21 protein-coding genes are annotated in these 18245 nt (G+C 61.1%); 13 read left to right on the top strand and 8 right to left on the bottom strand.

Features of this window, described 5'->3' with window-relative positions; all coding sequences use genetic code 11:
* Positions 1-104: 104 nt before the first annotated feature.
* The 3 genes from HNO86_RS06575 to HNO86_RS30200 are packed head-to-tail and all read left to right on the top strand — an operon-like array spanning position 105 to position 972.
* A complete protein-coding gene (locus tag HNO86_RS06575) occupies positions 105-350 on the top strand; it encodes a hypothetical protein (protein WP_175376200.1) in 246 nt (81 codons plus the stop codon).
* Positions 337-459, top strand: a complete 123-nt coding sequence (locus HNO86_RS30205) for a hypothetical protein (protein WP_256672554.1) — start codon at positions 337-339, stop codon at positions 457-459. The genes HNO86_RS06575 and HNO86_RS30205 overlap by 14 nt, the downstream gene beginning before the upstream one ends.
* A 57-nt stretch (positions 460-516) precedes the next feature.
* Entirely contained in the window at positions 517-972 is a 456-nt protein-coding gene (locus HNO86_RS30200; RefSeq protein WP_256672553.1) for a hypothetical protein, read from the top strand.
* A 62-nt stretch (positions 973-1034) separates the two neighbouring features.
* Here HNO86_RS30200 and HNO86_RS06570 read toward each other — a convergent pair whose 3' ends face one another.
* Positions 1035-2147, bottom strand: coding sequence for an enoyl-CoA hydratase/isomerase family protein (locus tag HNO86_RS06570; RefSeq protein ID WP_175376199.1), 1113 nt, complete (start codon positions 2145-2147; stop codon positions 1035-1037).
* Between the two features lie 132 nt (positions 2148-2279).
* On the opposite strand from HNO86_RS06570, the gene ung reads away from it, so the two are divergent.
* Positions 2280-2972 carry a uracil-DNA glycosylase gene (ung, locus tag HNO86_RS06565; protein WP_175376198.1) on the top strand — a complete coding sequence of 231 codons (693 nt, stop codon included), beginning with the start codon at positions 2280-2282 and terminating at the stop codon, positions 2970-2972.
* Between the two features lie 100 nt (positions 2973-3072).
* On the opposite strand, the gene HNO86_RS06560 is transcribed toward ung, so the two are convergent.
* The 4 genes from HNO86_RS06560 to HNO86_RS06545 are packed head-to-tail and all read right to left on the bottom strand — an operon-like array spanning position 3073 to position 7122.
* A complete protein-coding gene (locus tag HNO86_RS06560; protein ID WP_175376197.1) occupies positions 3073-4119 on the bottom strand; it encodes an AbrB family transcriptional regulator in 1047 nt (348 codons plus the stop codon).
* The gene (locus HNO86_RS06555; protein ID WP_175376196.1) at positions 4112-5626 is read right to left on the bottom strand and encodes a tripartite tricarboxylate transporter permease; all 1515 of its coding nucleotides are present in this window, start codon (positions 5624-5626) and stop codon (positions 4112-4114) included. Before HNO86_RS06555 ends, HNO86_RS06560 begins: the two co-directional genes overlap by 8 nt.
* 1 nt (position 5627) lies before the next feature.
* Positions 5628-6086 (bottom strand): tripartite tricarboxylate transporter TctB family protein, encoded by a 459-nt coding sequence (locus HNO86_RS06550; RefSeq protein ID WP_175376195.1) that lies wholly within the window; start codon positions 6084-6086, stop codon positions 5628-5630.
* 58 nt (positions 6087-6144) lie between these two features.
* The gene (locus tag HNO86_RS06545) at positions 6145-7122 is read right to left on the bottom strand and encodes a tripartite tricarboxylate transporter substrate binding protein (protein WP_175376194.1); all 978 of its coding nucleotides are present in this window, start codon (positions 7120-7122) and stop codon (positions 6145-6147) included.
* A gap of 156 nt (positions 7123-7278) precedes the next feature.
* Here HNO86_RS06545 and HNO86_RS06540 point away from each other — a divergent pair, with 156 nt between their 5' ends.
* From HNO86_RS06540 to HNO86_RS06530, 3 genes are read left to right on the top strand one after another with little or no spacing between them, the layout of a single operon-like run.
* Entirely contained in the window at positions 7279-7539 is a 261-nt protein-coding gene (locus HNO86_RS06540) for a hypothetical protein (protein WP_175376193.1), read from the top strand.
* Between the two features lie 15 nt (positions 7540-7554).
* The gene (locus tag HNO86_RS06535; RefSeq protein ID WP_175376192.1) at positions 7555-8226 is read left to right on the top strand and encodes a response regulator; all 672 of its coding nucleotides are present in this window, start codon (positions 7555-7557) and stop codon (positions 8224-8226) included.
* A complete protein-coding gene (locus HNO86_RS06530; protein ID WP_175376191.1) occupies positions 8219-9607 on the top strand; it encodes a sensor histidine kinase in 1389 nt (462 codons plus the stop codon). Before HNO86_RS06535 ends, HNO86_RS06530 begins: the two co-directional genes overlap by 8 nt.
* Before the next feature lie 43 nt (positions 9608-9650).
* Here HNO86_RS06530 and HNO86_RS06525 read toward each other — a convergent pair whose 3' ends face one another.
* Together HNO86_RS06525 and HNO86_RS06520 are read right to left on the bottom strand one after the other, a co-directional pair.
* Entirely contained in the window at positions 9651-10472 is an 822-nt protein-coding gene (locus tag HNO86_RS06525; RefSeq protein ID WP_175376190.1) for an HDOD domain-containing protein, read from the bottom strand.
* Positions 10473-10519: 47 nt separating this feature from the next.
* Positions 10520-11461, bottom strand: coding sequence for a folate-binding protein YgfZ (locus tag HNO86_RS06520; protein WP_175376189.1), 942 nt, complete (start codon positions 11459-11461; stop codon positions 10520-10522).
* 150 nt (positions 11462-11611) lie between these two features.
* On the opposite strand from HNO86_RS06520, the gene HNO86_RS06515 reads away from it, so the two are divergent.
* A complete protein-coding gene (locus tag HNO86_RS06515; RefSeq protein WP_175376188.1) occupies positions 11612-11866 on the top strand; it encodes a succinate dehydrogenase assembly factor 2 in 255 nt (84 codons plus the stop codon).
* Positions 11850-12302: a protein YgfX gene (locus HNO86_RS06510; RefSeq protein ID WP_175376187.1), complete on the top strand. Its 453-nt coding sequence runs from the start codon at positions 11850-11852 to the stop codon at positions 12300-12302. The genes HNO86_RS06515 and HNO86_RS06510 overlap by 17 nt, the downstream gene beginning before the upstream one ends.
* On the opposite strand, the gene nadB is transcribed toward HNO86_RS06510, so the two are convergent.
* The gene (gene nadB, locus HNO86_RS06505) at positions 12271-13887 is read right to left on the bottom strand and encodes an L-aspartate oxidase (RefSeq protein ID WP_175376186.1); all 1617 of its coding nucleotides are present in this window, start codon (positions 13885-13887) and stop codon (positions 12271-12273) included. The genes HNO86_RS06510 and nadB overlap by 32 nt on opposite strands.
* Before the next feature lie 555 nt (positions 13888-14442).
* Here nadB and rpoE point away from each other — a divergent pair.
* The 4 genes from rpoE (at position 14443) to HNO86_RS06485 (ending at position 18217) form a co-directional block, all read left to right on the top strand.
* The gene (gene rpoE / locus HNO86_RS06500) at positions 14443-15024 is read left to right on the top strand and encodes an RNA polymerase sigma factor RpoE (RefSeq protein WP_123715030.1); all 582 of its coding nucleotides are present in this window, start codon (positions 14443-14445) and stop codon (positions 15022-15024) included.
* A gap of 31 nt (positions 15025-15055) precedes the next feature.
* A complete protein-coding gene (locus tag HNO86_RS06495) occupies positions 15056-15643 on the top strand; it encodes a sigma-E factor negative regulatory protein (RefSeq protein ID WP_175376185.1) in 588 nt (195 codons plus the stop codon).
* A gap of 8 nt (positions 15644-15651) precedes the next feature.
* The gene (locus tag HNO86_RS06490) at positions 15652-16611 is read left to right on the top strand and encodes a MucB/RseB C-terminal domain-containing protein (protein ID WP_175376184.1); all 960 of its coding nucleotides are present in this window, start codon (positions 15652-15654) and stop codon (positions 16609-16611) included.
* Positions 16612-16789: 178 nt separating this feature from the next.
* On the top strand, positions 16790-18217 hold the full coding sequence (locus tag HNO86_RS06485; RefSeq protein WP_175376183.1) for a DegQ family serine endoprotease: 1428 nt from the start codon (positions 16790-16792) through the stop codon (positions 18215-18217).
* The last annotated feature ends 28 nt before the right edge of the window (positions 18218-18245 follow it).

The following is an 18245-nucleotide window of genomic DNA, read 5'->3' as shown; positions in this document are numbered from 1 at the left end:
ACTGATCCGAAGGTTGGCGCGGTGACGCACTTGGTCAGCGATTGCGAGTCAAAACAGATGTCAGTCGGCCTGTGCCGCCTGTGGTCTTTCAGGAGGCCGCCATCATGTTTCGTCGATTGTTGCTTGGCGTGGTTCTCGGTCTGGGCTTGTCCGGCTGCTATTACTACGCCGGTGGTTACGATGTGTATTCCTCACCTTACTACTATCCGGGCTACGCGCCTTATTCCTACTACTACGGACCACGCTACTACTACGGCGGACCGCGCTTCTATGGCGGTTATCGCTATTACCACTGGGGCGGTCACGCGCCGCGTTATTACGGCGGTGGATATCGCCATGGCCACCATTAATCGGCGGATGAATGATGAAAAACCTTTCATCGGCGAGATGTTTCAACTTGTTTCCGGGACGCACCAGATTCCGAATCCAGTGTCAGATATTTTGACAGTCAACCAATGATCGACTGTCGCCTGCCAGCGTCGCTGGTGCGGCTCACTCGCGGTCCAGGAGGCCGCCATGTACCGACGAATTCTACTGATTGCTGTGTTGGGTCTGTCCCTGGGTGGATGCGTGCCTTACTACGACGAAGGAGTCAGTTACTACAGTTCCGAGACCTATACCTCACCGGCGCCGACGTATTACTCCGGTGGGTCGTATTACTCGAACGGCGGGTACTACACCCCACCTCGCCGGTATTACTCGCCCCCTGCCCGGTACTACCAGCCAACGCCGAGGTATTACTACCAGCCGCGGGTTTATCAACCATCGCCGCGCTATTACCAGCCGGCCCCGCGCTACTACCAGACACGCCCCGATCATCGGGCGTATCAGAACCATGGCTGGGATAACCGTAAACGAGGTGGTTGGGACAACGACCACCGTGGCGATCGTGGCGGACACAACAACTATCGCGGCGGCAGAGGCGATCGCGATGGGCGGGGTGGACGTGATGGGCAGTGGAATCACCGTTAACCCTTGAGCGCAATTTCCAATGTGGGAGCGGGCTTGCTCCCACAGTTGTTTTGTGCAGACTTCTAGTACTCGGAGAGATCCGCCAACGGATGCCGCCCCTCCCAGACCTTGTGGAAATGCGCCTCTACCACCGCATCCGGCACATGGTTGATATCCGGCCAGTGCCAGTGCGGTTTCTGGTCCTTGTCGATCAGCCGCGCCCGCACCCCTTCACTGAATTCCGGATGCCGGCAGCAATTGAGGCTCAGGGTGTATTCCATCTGGAAAACCTGCGCCAGGGACATATGCCGGGCGCGGATGATCTGTTCCCACACCAGATGAGCGGTCAGCGGCGAGCCTTCGCTCATGGTCCGCGCGGCGCGGCCGAGCAGCAGGTCGGTGTGATCGCGCAGCGCGCTGATGGCTTTCCAGGCGCAGCGCACATCGCTGACATCCAGCAGTTCGTCGATGCGCTGGCGTCGTGGCAGCCATTGGGCTTCAGGCATTTGCGCCACCGCTTCCTGCTGCAGGGCCTTGAGCAGGCTGTTGAGCTGCATCGGCGTCTGTTCTTGCCAGTTCAGTTGCAGCAGGCCTTCGATCAGCTCCTGCTGCTGTTCGTCGAGCAGGAAGCGGTCGGCCAGGTCCAGATCAAGGGCATCGCGACCATTGATGTGCGCGCCGGTCAGGCCCAGGAACAGGCCGAGCTTGCCGGGCAGGCGCGAGAGGAACCAGCTGGCGCCGACGTCCGGGTACAGGCCGATGCTGATTTCCGGCATCGCCAGCCGGCTGCTCGGCGTGACAATCCGGATGCTCGCCCCCTGCAACAGGCCCATGCCGCCGCCCAGCACATAACCGTGGCCCCAGCAGATCAGCGGTTTGGGGTAGGTGTGCAGACTGAAGTCCAGGCGATATTCGGCGTTGAAAAACTGCGCGGCCAAGGGCGGCACCTGGCCCGGGTTGGCGCGACAGGCCTGTACCAGGCTGCGCACTTCGCCGCCGGCACAAAAGGCCTTGGGACCTTTGCCCCGCAGCAGCACACAGACGATTTGCGGATCCTTGGCCCAGGCGTCCATCCGGTCGCGCAGGGCGTTGATCATCGGAAGGGACAGGGCATTGAGCGATTGTTCGGCGTCCAGGCTGGCAATGCCGATGCGGGCGCCGTCGGTGCCGGTGAGTTCTTCGAAGTGCAGATTCATCGTGACCTCGATCGGGAATTTGAGGGTTAAGTATGATCGCTGTACGGGAAAGTGCCGGAACTGTGTCAGATCAATTGACAAGCGCGATGGGCCTTCTTAGGGTTCGCCCCATTGTTTTTGCCGGATGTAACCATGACTGCTGATGACCGTATCAAACTCGAACCGAGCTGGAAGGAGGCCCTGCGTGCCGAATTCGACCGGCCCTACATGGCAGAGTTGCGCAATTTCCTGCAACAGGAGCGGGTGGCCGGCAAGGAGATCTATCCACCGGGCCCGTTGATCTTCAACGCCCTGAATTCGACGCCGCTGGACAAGGTCAAGGTGGTCATCCTCGGCCAGGACCCGTACCACGGCCCGGGCCAGGCCCACGGTCTATGCTTCTCGGTGCAACCGGGCGTACCGGCGCCGCCGTCGCTGGTGAACATCTACAAGGAATTGAAACGCGACCTGAACATCGACATTCCCAACCACGGCTACCTGCAAAGCTGGGCCGACCAGGGCGTGCTGATGCTCAACACCACCATGACCGTTGAGCGCGCCAACGCCAACGCGCACAAGGACAAGGGCTGGCAGTTCTTCACCGACCGGATCATCGAGGTGGTGAGCCAGCAGCAACCGCATCTGGTGTTCATGCTCTGGGGCTCCCATGCCCAGAGCAAACAGAAGCTGATCGATGCCACCAAGCACCTGGTCCTGACCTCGGTGCATCCGTCGCCGCTTTCTGCCTATCGCGGGTTCCTGGGGTGCGGGCATTTCGGCCGGACCAACAAGTTCCTGGAGCAGAATGGCGAGACGCCGATCGATTGGCGTTTGCCGAATCTCTAAAAGCATCGCGGGCAAGCCCGCTCCCACAGGGTTTGTCGGTGTTCACACGATCTGGTGACCGCCGACATACCTTGTGGGAGCGGGCTTGCCCGCGATGAAGTTAACTCGGTGTTTCGTCCGGATTCCGATTCCAATACTTGAACAACGGCTCCGCCAGAAACAGCACAAATAGCAACCGCATCACCTGCATCGCCGTCACTAGCGGCACCGACAGTTGCAAGGTCTCTGCCGTCAGGCTCATCTCCGCAATCCCGCCGGGCATCATGCCCAACGTCAGCGAACGCAAATCCAGGTGGGTGAGGGCGCTCAGGCCCAGCGCCGCGCCGGTGGCAATCAACATGGTCAATACCGTGCCGACCAGAGTCCGGCCCATGAACGAAGGCGCGCGACGGAAAAACTGCCGGTTGAAGTGACAACCCAGGCCGCTGCCGATCAGCCACTGGCCGATCTGGCTGCCGCCGTTGGGCAGGCCGATATGCAGGTCCCAGCCGATGCTCACCGCGGCACTCACCAGCAACGGCCCGAACAGCCAGGGATTGGGTTGACGCAGGCGCTCCCAGATCCAGGCCGCCAAGGCACCCGCGGGAAACAGCACCGCCAGCCAGCGCCAGTCGATGCTGCCGGCGTGGGAGATCGGCGTGCCATCGCCCAGCAAGTATTTGAATGCCGCCGGCACACAGAGCACCACCACCAGCACCCGCAGGCTCTGGCCTGCCGCCACGCGGCTGAGCACCGCGCCGTTGCGCGCGCCCAGGTTGACCATCTCCCCGGAACCGCCGGGCATGCTGGAGAAAAACGCGGTGGCGCGATCCTCGCCGGTGCACCGCATCAGCCAGACCCCGACCACCGCGGACAGGCTGGTGACCAACGCACCGAAGAAGATCAGGCCGAAATGACTCAGCACCTGCTCCATCACCAGTGGGGTGAAGTGCAGGCCGATGCCGATACCGACGATCCACTGGCCGCACTTGCGCCCGCCAGGGATTTCCGCCAATTGCCAGGGTGTCAGGCAGCGCACGAGGATGATCGCCAGCAACGAGCCGACCATCCACGGCAGTGGCCAGCCGACCTGGCTGGCGAGGAAACCGCCCAGCGCGCCGACCAGCGGCGTACCCCACCAGGCGTTGAACGGTGTTCGATCAGACATCGGCGATAACGCGTTGTGCAGCCGAACGCTTGCGCCAGATACGGATGAGCGGCATCAACAGCATGATCGCTGTCAGTACCCAGCAGCCGAAGGTGATCGGGCTCGACCAGAGGATTTCCAGCGCACCGTTGGAGATCGACAGCGCGCGGCGCAGGTTTTGTTCCATCAGGCCGCCGAGGATGAAGCCCAGCAGCAATGGCGACAACGGGAAGTCCAGCTTGCGCAGGATGTAGCCGAAGATGCCAATGCCGATCATCAAGAACAGGTCGAAGGTCGTCGCATGCACCGCGTAGACACCGATCCCGGTGATGATCGCGATGATGGGCACCAGGGCCCAGTTCGGCACGGCGAGGATGCGGGTGAACACGCGGATCATCGGGATGTTGAGGATCACCAGCATGATGTTGGCGATGAATAGGGAGGCGATCAGGCCCCAGACGATGTCCGGTTGCTCCTGGAACAGCAGCGGGCCCGGTGTGATGTTGTACAGCGACAACGCGCCAATCATCACCGCCGTGGTGCCTGAACCGGGAACGCCGAGGGTCAGCATTGGCACCAGGGCGCCGCAGGCTGCACCGCCGATGGCGGTTTCCGGCGCGGCCAGGCCACGCATGTCGCCCTGGCCGAAGGTGCCCTTGGCGCCGGCCAGGCGTTTTTCGGTCATGTAGGCCACGGCGCTGGCGAGGGTCGCACCCGCACCCGGCAGCACACCCATGATGAAACCCAGCACGCCGCAACGGATGTTGACCACGAACACCGAGGCCGCTTCCTTGAAGTTGAACATCATCCGGCCGGTGGCTTTCACCGCTTCCTGGCCGTGGTGGGTCTTTTCCAGCAGCAGGAGGATTTCGCTGATGGAGAACAGGCCCAGCACCAGCACGACGAACTGGATGCCGTCGGTCAGGTGAATGTTGTCGCCGGTGAAGCGGTAAACGCCGCTGTTGGCATCAATGCCGACGCTCGACAGGAACAGGCCGATCAGCGCGGCAACGAAGGTCTTGAGTGGTCGATCGCCGGCCATGCCGCCCAGGCAGACAATCGCGAACACCATCAACACGAAGTATTCCGCCGGTCCGAAGGCAATCGCCCATTTCGCCAGCAACGGGGCAAACAGCACCATGCCGCAGGTGGCGATGAAGGCACCGATGAACGAACTCCAGGCCGACAGCGACAGGGCTACACCGGCCAGGCCCTTGCGCGCCATCGGGTAGCCGTCGAGGGTGGTCATCACGGTGGAGGCTTCGCCCGGGATGTTCAGCAGGATCGAGCTGATCCGACCGCCGTATTCGCAGCCCAGGTACACCGCTGCCAGCAGAATCAACGCCGATTCCGGTGGCAGACCGAGGGCGAATGCGATCGGGATCAGCAACGCTACGCCATTGATCGGGCCCAGGCCCGGCAACAGGCCGACAACGGTGCCGATCAAGGTGCCGCACAGGGCGGTCACCAGGTTGTAGGGGCTCAGCGCGACGCCGAAACCCTGTCCCAAATAGCCGAGGGTATCCATATCAGTTCTCCAGAACGTCGAGCAGGCCAAGGGGCAGCGGAACGTCCATCAAACGGTCAAACAGCAGGTACAGACCGATGGCCATCAGGCTGATGATCACCACGCTCGGCAGCCAGCGACCGCCATACAGGCGTGCCATTGGAATGCCGGTAATGATGCTGGCGAGGATGAAACCGAGGGGTTCGAACGTGCCGGCAAACACCAGCAGCAGGACCACACAGAGGCCGATCTTGGTCAGCGTCGGGCGATCCAGTGGCGGTTCGTCATCGCTGTGTTTGATCGGCGCGGGGCGAAACACCATGTACAGCAGCGCCAGCCCCATCAGGCCGAGCATCAGCAGCGGGAAGGCCCGTGGTCCCACCGGCTCGTAGGAAAATGCCGCTTGATACGGCCACGCCATGAGCGCCAGGCCAAGGCAGGCCAGCAACAGCACCGAAGCGAAAATGCGTTGTAAGAGCATGGAAAACTCCTGTGCCGCGGCCCCGCAAAACGGGACCGCAGCCGCTAGACAGAGGCGATCACTGGATCAGGCCGAACTCTTTGGCCAGCACTTTGTAGTCCGCGACTTGCTTCTTCACGTAGGTGTCCAGTTCCGGGCCGGTCATGGCGAACGGGAACAGTTCACGCTGGTCGCGCAGCTTGGCGAACTCAGGCGAAGCCAGCAGTTTGTCGAAGGAGTCTTTCCACCAGGCGTAGTCTTCGTCGCTGACTTTCGGCCCCAGGTAGAAGCCGCGCACCACCGGCCAGACGATGTCGTAGCCCTGTTCGCGAGCGGTCGGTATGTCCTTCATTTCCGGCTCGTCCAGACGCTTGTCGGAGAACACCGCCAGCAGGCGCATGTCGCCGCTCTGGATGTGCGGCATGGAGTCGGAGATGTCGGTGCTGCCGACCTGGATGTGCCCGCCGAGCAGCGCGGTGGCGATTTCACCGCCGCCTTCGAGGGCGACGTAACGCAGGTCGCGCGGGTTGATGCCGGCGGCCTTCGCGATCAATGCGGTTTGCATCCAGTCCTGGCTGCCGACGGTGCCGCCGGAACCGATCACCACCTTGCTCGGATCTTTCTTCAGCGCCTGTACCAGATCGTCGAGGGTCTTGTAGGGCGAATCGCTCTTCACCGCGATGGCGCCGTAGCTGGTGCCGACGGCAGCGAGCCAACGCACGTTGTTTTCATCGAAGCGACCGAACTTGCCCTGGGCCAGGTTCAACAGCGAACCGCTGGACCAGGCCACCAGCGTGCCGGCATCCGCCGGGCGCTGGGCGACCACCGCGTTATAAGCCACCGCGCCGACACCACCGGGCATGTAGGTCACGCGCATCGGCTTGGTCAGCAGTTTTTCGTTGACCAGCGCGCTTTGCGCCAGTTTGCAGGTCAGGTCGAAGCCGCCGCCGGGCGAGGCGGGGGCGATGCATTCAGGGCGTTTGGGCTCGGCCATCAGTTGGCCGGCGAACAGCACACAACTGGCGGCGAGGGCGAAACGGCGCAGTGATCGATTCATTTTTTGTCTCCTTTGGAATTGTTGTTTTTCGGGATGATTCAGATACGACGATTTCGCGCGACGTCGTCTCGCTCATGTCCGCAGGTGCGGAACGACGAGCAGCCGGCTTCGGCGCTGGCATGCGCAAACATCGGAAAATACGGAGGAAGGCAAGACTTGAGCTGGTTGGGCAGCATGGTGCAGGACCTCGGTTATTGTTCTTATTGGCGAAAACGCTTCGTGGCGTTTTTCGGGCGCTACATTCAAAAACGGAGAGCGAACGGCAGGGGGAATGGTCAGGTCGAAACATTCCGTAACTCAACTCTAACCAGCGAACCTTTCGCTAACCTTTCATCAGGCTTTCAAGGTTTTTCGGGCTTCACAGCAGCGGATGCCGCTGTAAACTCCGCGCCAAAGAATGGCGTCGACCATCCCTGAACGAGGTAAAAATCCATGCGTGTTCTGCTCGTCGAAGACCATCTGCAGCTCGCCGAAAGCGTCGCCCAGGCGCTCAAGAGCACCGGTCTGACCGTGGATGTGCTGCACGACGGCGTGGCCGCCGACCTGGCGCTGGGCAGCGAGGACTACGCCATGGCGATCCTCGATGTCGGCCTGCCGCGCATGGATGGTTTTGAAGTGCTGGCGCGCTTGCGCAGTCGTGGCAAGAACTTGCCGGTGCTGATGCTCACCGCACGCAGTGACGTCAAGGACCGGGTCCACGGCCTCAACCTCGGTGCCGACGATTACCTGGCCAAGCCTTTCGAACTCACGGAACTCGAAGCCCGGGTCAAGGCCCTGTTGCGCCGCAGCGTACTGGGCGGTGAGCGGGTGCAGCGCTGCGGGGTGCTGGCGTACGACCTCGATACCCGGCGTTTCACCCTGGCCGAGGAACTGCTGACCCTGACCTCCCGCGAACAGGCGGTGCTCGAAGCACTGATCGCCCGTCCCGGTCGGGTGATGAGCAAGGAGCAACTGGCTTCTCAGGTCTTCGGACTGGACGAAGAAGCCAGCCCCGACGCCATCGAAATCTACGTGCACCGCCTGCGCAAGAAACTCGACGGGCAACCGGTGGCCATCGTGACTTTCCGGGGCCTGGGCTACCTGCTGGAAAGCCGCGATGCATAAGCCCAGCAGCCTGCGCTGGCGCCTGCTGTGGAACCTGGCGCTGTTGCTGGTGGTGTTGATGCTGGCCAGCGGTTTGAGTGCCTACTGGAACGGTCGCGAGGCGGCGGACACCGCCTATGACCGGACCCTGCTGGCGTCGGCGCGAACCATTGCCGCAGGCGTTACTCAACGCGACGGTACGTTGAGCGCCGACGTGCCTTACGTAGCCCTCGACACCTTCGCCTACGACAGCGCCGGGCGGATTTTCTATCTGGTCAACGACATCAATCAGAAGCTGATTTCCGGCTACGAAAACCTGCCGCCACCACCGCCCGGCACGCCGCGCACCGATGACTATCCGGCGCTGGCGCGTTTCTACAACGCGACCTATCAAGGCCAGAACGTTCGCGTGGTCAGCCTGCTCAAACCCGTCAGCGAGCCGAACATGAACGGCATGGCGGAAATCCGCGTAGCCGAAACCGACGAGGCTCGGGTCAGCATGGCCCGCAGTCTGGCGGCGGACACTTTGCTGCGTCTGGGCATGCTCGCGGTGGGGGCACTGATGATCGTCTGGTTTGCGGTCAGTGCCGCGCTGCGTCCGCTGGAGCGCCTGCGCACGGCGGTTGAAGAGCGGCAGCCGGATGATTTGCGCCCGCTGCCGCTGGTGGAAGTTCAGCATGAACTGTGGCCATTGGTGAGCGCACTCAATCACTTCACCGAGCGCCTGCGCGGGCAGTTCGAGCGGCAGGCGCAGTTCATCGCCGATGCCGCCCACGAACTGCGTACCCCGTTGGCGGCGCTCAAGGCTCGACTGGAACTGGGGTTGCGTTCGAGCGAACCGCAGATCTGGCGCGACACGCTGGAAACGGCGGCTTCGGGCACCGATCGCCTGACCCATCTGGCCAATCAATTGCTCTCGCTGGCGCGGGTGGAGAACGGTGCACGGGCGATTGCCGAGGGCGGCGCGCAGTTGCTGGATCTGAGCCAATTGGCGCGGGATCTGGGCATGGCCATGGCACCGCTCGCTTACAAACGTGGCGTGGCACTGGCGCTGGAAGCTGACGAGCCGGTCTGGCTGCGGGGCGAGCCGACCCTGTTGAATGAGCTGTTGAGCAATCTGGTGGACAACGCCCTGGCCCACACGCCACCGGGCGGCAACGTGATTCTGCGGGTGTCGGCGCCGGCGGTGCTGGAGGTCGAGGACGACGGCCCGGGCATCCCTCTCGATGAACGGGATCGGGTGTTCGAGCGGTTTTATCGACGCAATCAGCAGGTGGCCGGATCAGGTCTGGGCCTGGCGATTGTCGGTGAAATCTGCCGCGCGCACCTGGCGCAGATCAGCCTGCATGATGGAGAACAGGCGGGGTTGAAGGTGCGGGTGAGTTTTGTGCCGGGGGAGTGATTCAACAACCGCTCGCTCCTACAGGTTTTTTGGTGTCTGGTGATCAGTAGAACATCGAGCGGTTTTCTTCCAGATCCGCACACATCGCTTTGTTGTCCGGATCGATCCCCAGTTTGTTGAAGGCCGGCACACTGAAAGGGTCGATGCGCGAGATCGGGTGGTCGGTGTCCTTGTGGCAATACAGGCTGGCCACTTGCACCAGGTCGACGTAATCGACCTGCGCCGATTGCCGTTTGAAGTTCAGGTACAGCTGCGGCACTTGCACCAGCATGTCCGGAAACTCCCAGACCCTGAGCAGTTTGTCCCCCAGCATGGGATGAATGTGGTCGATCACATGGTTGAGGCTGACCGGGTCGGACAGCAGTTCATAGTGATCTTCGGCGTAGGTCAGGATCGGCAGCACACCAATCTGATGCACCAGCCCGCCCAGCGCTGCCTGATCGGGCTTGAGCTGGGTGTAGCTGCGGCAGAGGGCATAACTGACACCGGCGATTTCCAGGCTTCTGCGCCAGACATCGCGCATCTTCTGTTCCACCACCTCGGAACGGGCATGGAAAATCTGCTCCATGACCAGGCCGATGGCCAGGTTGCTGCTGTAGTTGATGCCCAGGCGGGTGATCGCCGTGTGCAGGTCGGTGACTTCCTGAGTCGCACGCAGCAGCGGGCTGTTGACCACCTTGATCAGCCGTGCCGACAGCGCCGCATCGCGGCCGATCACTTTGCTCAGGTCGCTGATCCCGATGTCCGGGTCTTCGGCGGCCTTGCGAATCTGTAACGCCACCTCCGGCAAAGTTGGCAGAACCAGGTCATCGTTATCGATGGCCTCAACCAAATCCCTTTGGACCTTTTCCGCCAGCTCGCTCATTTCGTTTCTCTAGGTGTCGCCAAAAGGTGTCGCTGAAAGTGCCGTGTTTAGCGCTGGATTTCGCGGTCGCGGTCGAGTTCGTAAGGCAGGTCGAGCAAGTGCAGGGCCGGACCATCGAGTGCGCCGACGTGCAGGTCACCGGCTTCGGCGGCTTCGGCTTGCAGCACCGCCAGCAGTTCGATGTTCCGTTCTGCACGGGCAGCCAGCACAACTTCGCCGATGGCGCTTGCATGAGCAGGGGAAAACAGTTGGGTGCCGGGTTCAGGCAGTTCGCCGGCGTCCAGTTTTACGCGATAAAGGCGGCGCTTGAGTTTGCCCAGGTACTGCATCCGCGCGACGATTTCCTGGCCGGTGTAGCAGCCTTTCTTGAAACTCACGCCACCAACCGCCTGCAGGTTGAGCATCTGCGGGATGAACAGCTCGCGGGTGCCTGGCATCACCTGGCCGATACCGGCGCGGATCTGGCCCAGCAGCCATTGATTCAGATCGCCTTCGGCCAACAGGGCGCCGAGTTTGCCCTTGATGACGTCGGCTTGATCGGCGGCGGCCCAGAGTTCTGCGCGATCAGGGGATACGCGAATGGCTATCAACCCGTCGTTGCGCACGACACTGTCAGTGTCTTGCGGTAGCTCAAGGCCCAGGCTGGTCAGCGCGGCATCGCCATGGTCGACGCCGAAGCGGACCCAGGCGGCGCTTTCATCGGTCAGCTTGGACTTGGAGAACACCGCGTACTTTTTCAGGTCCGCCAGTTGCGGTTCGAGCAACTCGCTGGCCATGGCCAACAGCACGCCGTCACCTTCGAGCAGGATGCGGAAACTCGATTGCATCCGGCCTTTCTGCGTGCAGCGCGCGCCGAGGCTGGCTTGGGAGTCGCTCAGGTAATTGAGGTTGCAGGTCAGTTGACCTTGCAGGAACTTGGCGGCGTCCGCGCCGCGGACCCCCAGAACACCTTCATGAGACAGCGTGCAGAAAAAAGCAGAATCGGCCATGGGTCATCGCAGGGTAAAGAGTCTGGCGGACATGATAAGGGGGCGCCCTTGAAATGGGTAGTTCACAAAGGATCGTCGGTGCCCGACCAAAGCCGACTGTTCGATCAGGCCTGGGGCTGTATACTTGCGGCCCTATTTGAGGAGCGCTCCATGGTCGAAGATGTTGAACTGAATCGCCTCTACTGGCACAGCCGTCGCGGAATGCTTGAGCTAGACGTGTTGCTGGTGCCGTTCGTGAAAGAGGTTTACCCGCACCTCAACGAGGTTGATCGCGCCTGCTACGTCAGGTTGCTCGAATGCGAAGATCAGGACATGTTCGGCTGGTTCATGGAACGCACCGAGTCTGAAGATCCGGAGCTTCAGCGCATGGTTCGCATGATTCTGGATCGTGTCCAACCCAAGTAATGGGTTCGAATGCCGCTGGCATGCCTCACGGCAGTTGCTGGCGGCATATCTGTTGGCCCAGCTGTTCGCGCTGGGTTCGCTGTTTCTTCTCTCTCTTCCTTTCTGGGCCAGCCTGCTCGGCGCTTTTTGCTGCCTTGCGCACGGCGCCTGGGCGTTGCCACGTCAAATTCTGCTGACTCATCCACAGGCTTTTCGCGGCTTGCGGCGCGATGCCGACGGCTGGCAATTGTGGAATCGGTCGAAGGGATGGCAGCCGGTGCAGCTGCGGCCGGACAGCCTGGCGTTGCCGTTGATTGTGGTGCTGCGATTCCGACTGCGCGGTGAGCGGCGAATCAGGGCCATTTGCGTGCCCCGGGATTCGCAGGCGGCGGACTTGCACCGACGCCTGCGGGTACGGCTCAAGTTCAGTCGGCGTAGGTGGGCGGCACCAGAATAGTGTCCAGGGCCACCGGCAGCATGTCCGGGTAGTCGAGGGTGTAATGCAGCCCGCGACTTTCCTTGCGCTCCATGGCTGACAGGATCATCAGCTCCGCCACCTGGGCCAGGTTGCGTAGCTCGATCAGGTCCCGGCTGACCTTGTAGTTACTGTAGAACTCGTCGATCTCGTCCAGCAGCAGGCGCACCCGGTGCTGAGCCCGTTGCAGGCGCTTGTTGGTGCGCACGATGCCGACGTAGTCCCACATGAACCGCCGCAATTCGTCCCAGTTGTGCGCAATGATCACGTCTTCATCGGAGTCGGTGACCTGGCTCGCATCCCAGGCGGGCAGGGCGGCGGGCGCGGCAACCTGCGCCAGTTGCTCAAGGATGTCCGCGGCGGCAGAACGTGCGTAGACAAAACACTCCAGCAGCGAGTTGCTGGCCATGCGGTTGGCGCCGTGCAGGCCGGTGAAGCTGGTTTCGCCGATGGCGTACAGGCCCGGCACATCGGTGCGACCGTGCTGGTCGACCATGACGCCGCCGCAGGTGTAGTGCGCCGCCGGTACCACCGGGATCGGCTGTTTGGTGATGTCGATGGAGAATTCGAGGCAGCGCTCGTACACCGTCGGGAAGTGCGTCTTGATGAAGTCTTCGGACTCGTGGCTGATGTCCAGATAAACGCAATCGACGCCCAGACGCTTCATTTCATGGTCGATGGCCCGGGCGACGATGTCCCGTGGCGCCAGTTCCGCCCGTGGGTCGAAACGGTGCATGAAGCGTTCGCCGTTCGGCAGCTTCAGATGGGCGCCTTCGCCACGCAGGGCTTCGGTGATGAGGAAGCTCTTGGCTTGCGGGTGGTACAGGCAGGTGGGGTGGAACTGGTTGAATTCCAGGTTCGCCACCCGGCAGCCCGAACGCCAGGCCATGGCGATGCCGTCGCCACAGGCGCCATCGGGGTTGCTGGTATAGAGGTAGACCTTGGCCGCGCCGCCGGAGGCGAGGATCACGAAACGCGCGCCGTAGGTGTCGACCTCGCCGGTGCTGCGATTGAGGACATAGGCACCCAGGCAACGGTCGCCTTCCAGGCCAAGGCGCTTTTCGGTGATCAGGTCGATGGCCACCCGCTGTTCCAGCAACTCGATGTTCGAGCGCTGCTTCGCCTGGGTCAGCAGGGTTCTGAAAATGGCCGCGCCGGTAGCATCGGCGGCGTGGATGATGCGGCGATGGCTGTGGCCGCCCTCGCGGGTCAGGTGGAATTCGAATCCGCCGTCTTCGCTGCTGAACTGCTCGTCGCGGGTGAACGGCACGCCCTGGTCGATCAGCCATTGGATGGCTTCTTTACTGTGCTCGACGGTAAAGCGCACGGCATCTTCATGGCACAGGCCGCCGCCGGCATTGAGGGTGTCGTCGACGTGGGATTCAACGGTGTCGGTGTCGTCCAGCACTGCCGCGACGCCGCCCTGGGCCCAGAAAGTCGAGCCATTGGCGAGGTCGCCCTTGCTCAATACGGCAATGCGCAAATGACCGGGCAAGGTCAGCGCAAGGCTCAAGCCGGCAGCACCGCTGCCAATTACCAGAACATCGTGTTGAAACTGTTGGCTCATTTCAGGATTCCGCTCAAGGCGACCCGGTAGGGGGGAAGCGCTGGACAACTGGACAAGCGAGTCGGGTTTGCGCACAGCCCACTAGTATATAGAGGGGTGGGGCGGCACAATAGCCGAGCCCATATGGCATTGTGAAACTACTGTGACGAGAAAAACCTGACGTTTCGTCGGATGTTTTTCTCGCGGATTTGCCCGCTTGAGGACTGTATCGGGGATTTAACAGTCTTTTTCCATTCACAGTTGCACAATGTTGCTGTCACACGGCTATAAATGTGTGGAACTTTTGCCAAAGGCCCAAGATCAATAGGCGGTTGCCTGAATCAAGGGACAGGGTCGGAATCGTGGAGGATTGTGATTGGATCCTGCCGGTGAAACTGACAAGAAGATTATTCGCGCAGCCGGGTCATCTCGCGCTGCGTTTTTCGTGCGTGTCGAATCAGAGGCCGCAGGAAACTTGCCTGGAGGGGGAGAACTTTTGCGAAAAGCCCGAGTCTATGTTTGCAAGCCCGGTCGTTTAGTTTTGCAAGCCTCCTCCGCGCTTATCGAGGAGTGTTCATGCTAACCCAGGAAGAGGATCAGCAACTGGTCGAACGCGTTCAACGCGGCGACAGGCGTGCTTTCGATCTGCTAGTGCTGAAATACCAGCACAAAATTCTCGGGTTGATCGTGCGATTCGTGCACGACACCCATGAAGCGCAGGATGTGGCGCAGGAAGCCTTCATCAAGGCTTACCGCGCACTTGGAAATTTTCGCGGAGACAGCGCGTTCTATACGTGGCTTTACCGCATCGCCATCAACACGGCGAAAAACTATCTGGTTTCACGCGGCCGCCGGCCGCCGGATAGCGATGTCAGTTCCGAGGATGCAGAGTTCTACGATGGCGATCATGGCCTCAAGGATCTCGAGTCGCCAGAACGGGCTTTGCTGCGGGATGAGATCGAAGGCACCGTCCATCGAACCATTCAGCAACTACCTGAAGATTTACGTACGGCTTTAACTTTGCGTGAATTCGATGGTCTGAGTTATGAGGACATTGCGAGCGTCATGCAATGTCCGGTGGGCACCGTGCGCTCCCGGATCTTCCGCGCCCGGGAGGCCATCGACAAAGCCCTGCAGCCGTTGTTGCAGGAAAACTAATGACAGCGGCGACAGCCAAGAGAGGAACGCCATGAGTCGTGAAGCCCTGCAGGAATCGCTGTCCGCAGTGATGGATAACGAAGCGGACGAATTGGAACTGCGTCGGGTGCTCAGCGCCTGCGACGATGTTGAAACCCGTGAAACCTGGGCTCGTTATCAAATTGCGCGTGCGGCGATGCACAAGGATCTGCTGCTTCCACGTCTGGATATTGCAGCGGCCGTCTCCGCAGCCCTGGCCGACGAGGCCGTGCCGGCAAAAGCCAGCCGTGGTCCATGGCGCAGCCTGGGTCGTCTGGCCGTCGCTGCATCGGTAACGGTTGCCGTACTGGCAGGTGTTCGTCTGTACAACCAGGACGAAATCGCCGGTGTGGAACTGGCTCAGCAATCGACCCAACAGAACCTGGCCGCTCCACAAGTCAAGGGCCCGGCTGTACTGGCAGGCTATAGTGAGAGTTCGGACGCTACCGGCCCAATGGCCAACGGCGTATTGCAAGGGCAGCCAGGCTGGCACGATCAGCGTCTTCCAGGCTACTTGCGCCAACATGCTCAACAGGCTGCACTGAAAGGTACCGAGAGCGCTCTGCCTTACGCGCGTGCAGCAAGCCTGGAAAACCGTTAAGGAGGATCATGCGCGCCATACCTCTACTTACGCTTCTGCTTGGTGGCTGGTTCGTTGTTCCAGCCCATGCCGATGAAGCTCAGGACTGGTTGACCCGTCTTGGCCAGGCCGAGCAGCAGCAAAGCTTTCAGGGTACTTTCGTCTACGAGCGCAACGGTAGTTTTTCTACCCATGACATCTGGCACCGCGTCCAGGATGGCAAGGTCCGCGAGCGATTGCTTCAGCTCGACGGGTCAGCGCAGGAGGTCGTACGCATTGATGGACGTACTCAATGCGTCAGCGGCACCCTGATTGCGGGACTTGGGGACTCCCCCAATTCCGCGGCTCGTGCACTCGATCCACAAAAGCTCAAGAACTGGTATGACCTTGCTGTCGTCGGCAAGTCGCGCGTGGCCGGCCGTCCGGCGGTGATTGTGTCGCTGACGCCTCGCGATCAGCACCGTTACGGTTTCGAATTGCATCTGGACAAGGAAACCGGTCTGCCGCTCAAGTCGTTGCTGCTCGATGACAAGGGGCGATTGCTGGAAAGGTTTCAGTTCACGCAACTGGACACCTCCAGTGTTCCTTCCGACGGAGATCTGCAACCGGGCTCCGATTGCAAGACCGTCAATCTTGAAAGCGACAAGGCTTCCGCGGTCAAGACCGCGCAGGTCTGGCATTCGGACTGGCTGCCGCCTGGCTTTGAGCTGACCAGCAGCACGGCGCGCAAGGATCCGGAGACCAAAACCCAGGTCAACAGCCTGATGTACGATGATGGCCTGGCGCGTTTTTCGGTGTTCCTGGAACCATTGAATGGCGCCACGGTGACCGACACCCGCACTCAGCTTGGTCCAACTGTCGCCGTTTCCCGCCGCATGACCACGCCGCAAGGCGAAATGATGGTGACTGTGGTCGGGGAGATTCCGGTCGGTACTGCCGAGCGAATCGCGCTATCGATGCGAACCGACGCTGCCACCACCAAGCAGTGAGCTGAAATCGAAATGTTTCGTGAGCATTTCAGTTTGCAAATACCCCGAGAATTTTTTATAGGTCAGAGCCCCTCGGCTCTGGCCTTGTTTGTTGTTCCCGAAACAAAGATACCGGCGTATCTTTTCCCGGGTTCCTTGTTCCATATCGCTTAACCATGCTCGTCGTAACGGGAGCCGTATGTCGATACCACGCTTGAAAGCTTATCTCTCCATTTTTGCCACCGTGCTGGTGCTCGGTCAGGCAGTCTCCGCGCAAGCGGCCGATCTGCCCGACTTTACCCAGCTGGTCGAGCAAGCATCGCCCGCAGTCGTGAACATCAGTACCACGCAGAAACTGCCGGACCGCAAAGTGAACCAGCAGATGCCGGATCTCGAAGGCCTGCCGCCGATGCTGCGCGAGTTCTTCGAACGCGGAATGCCGCCGCAACAGCGTTCGCCTCGCGGTGATCGTCAGCGTGAAGCGCAATCCCTGGGTTCGGGTTTCATCATTTCGTCTGACGGCTACATCCTCACCAACAACCACGTGATCGCCGATGCCGATGAAATTCTGGTGCGTCTGGCTGACCGCAGCGAGATGAAGGCCAAACTGGTCGGCACCGATACCCGTTCCGACGTGGCCCTGCTGAAAATCGAAGGCAAGGACCTGCCGGTGCTGAAGCTGGGCAAATCCCAGGATCTGAAAGCCGGCCAGTGGGTCGTGGCGATCGGTTCGCCGTTCGGCTTTGACCACACGGTGACCCAAGGCATCGTCAGCGCCGTGGGCCGCAGCCTGCCCAACGAAAACTACGTGCCGTTCATTCAGACCGACGTGCCGATCAACCCGGGTAACTCCGGCGGCCCGCTGTTCAACCTCAATGGCGAAGTGGTCGGCATCAACTCGCAGATCTACACCCGTTCCGGCGGCTTCATGGGGGTGTCGTTCGCCATTCCAATCGACGTGGCAATGGACGTTTCCAACCAGCTGAAAAGCGGTGGCAAGGTCAGCCGTGGCTGGTTGGGTGTCGTAATCCAGGAAGTGAACAAGGATCTCGCCGAGTCGTTCGGCCTGGAAAAACCGGCCGGTGCTCTGGTTGCACAGATCCAGGACGACGGTCCGGCGGCCAAGGGCGGCCTGCAGGTTGGCGACGTGATCCTGAGCATGAATGGCCAGCCGATCGTGATGTCCGCCGATCTGCCGCATCTGGTCGGCGCGCTGAAGGCGGGCTCCAAGGCCAATCTGGAAGTGATTCGTGACGGCAAGCGCAAGAATATCGAGCTGACCGTCGGCGACATTCCTGATGAAGACAAGGACCTCAGCGCCTTGCCGAAATCCGGCGCCGAGAGCAGCAGCAATCGCCTGGGTGTTTCGGTGGTTGAAATCACTGCCGAACAGAAGAAAACCTACGACCTCAAGGGCGGTGTGGTGATCAAGGAAGTTCAGGACGGACCTGCCGCCATGATCGGCTTGCAGCCGGGTGACGTGATTACCCACCTGAACAACCAGGCAATCGAGTCCACCAAGCAATTCGCTGAGATCGCCAAGGCGCTGCCGAAGAATCGTTCGGTGTCCATGCGCGTTCTGCGTCAGGGCCGCGCCAGCTTCATCACCTTCAAACTGGCTGAATAATCCGGGTGTTGGCTGAATGAAAAACCGC

It is taken from the genome of Pseudomonas sp. C1C7, assembly GCF_013359595.1.
Lineage (GTDB): Bacteria > Pseudomonadota > Gammaproteobacteria > Pseudomonadales > Pseudomonadaceae > Aquipseudomonas.
This window is presented reverse-complemented; position numbering and strand designations above follow the sequence as displayed.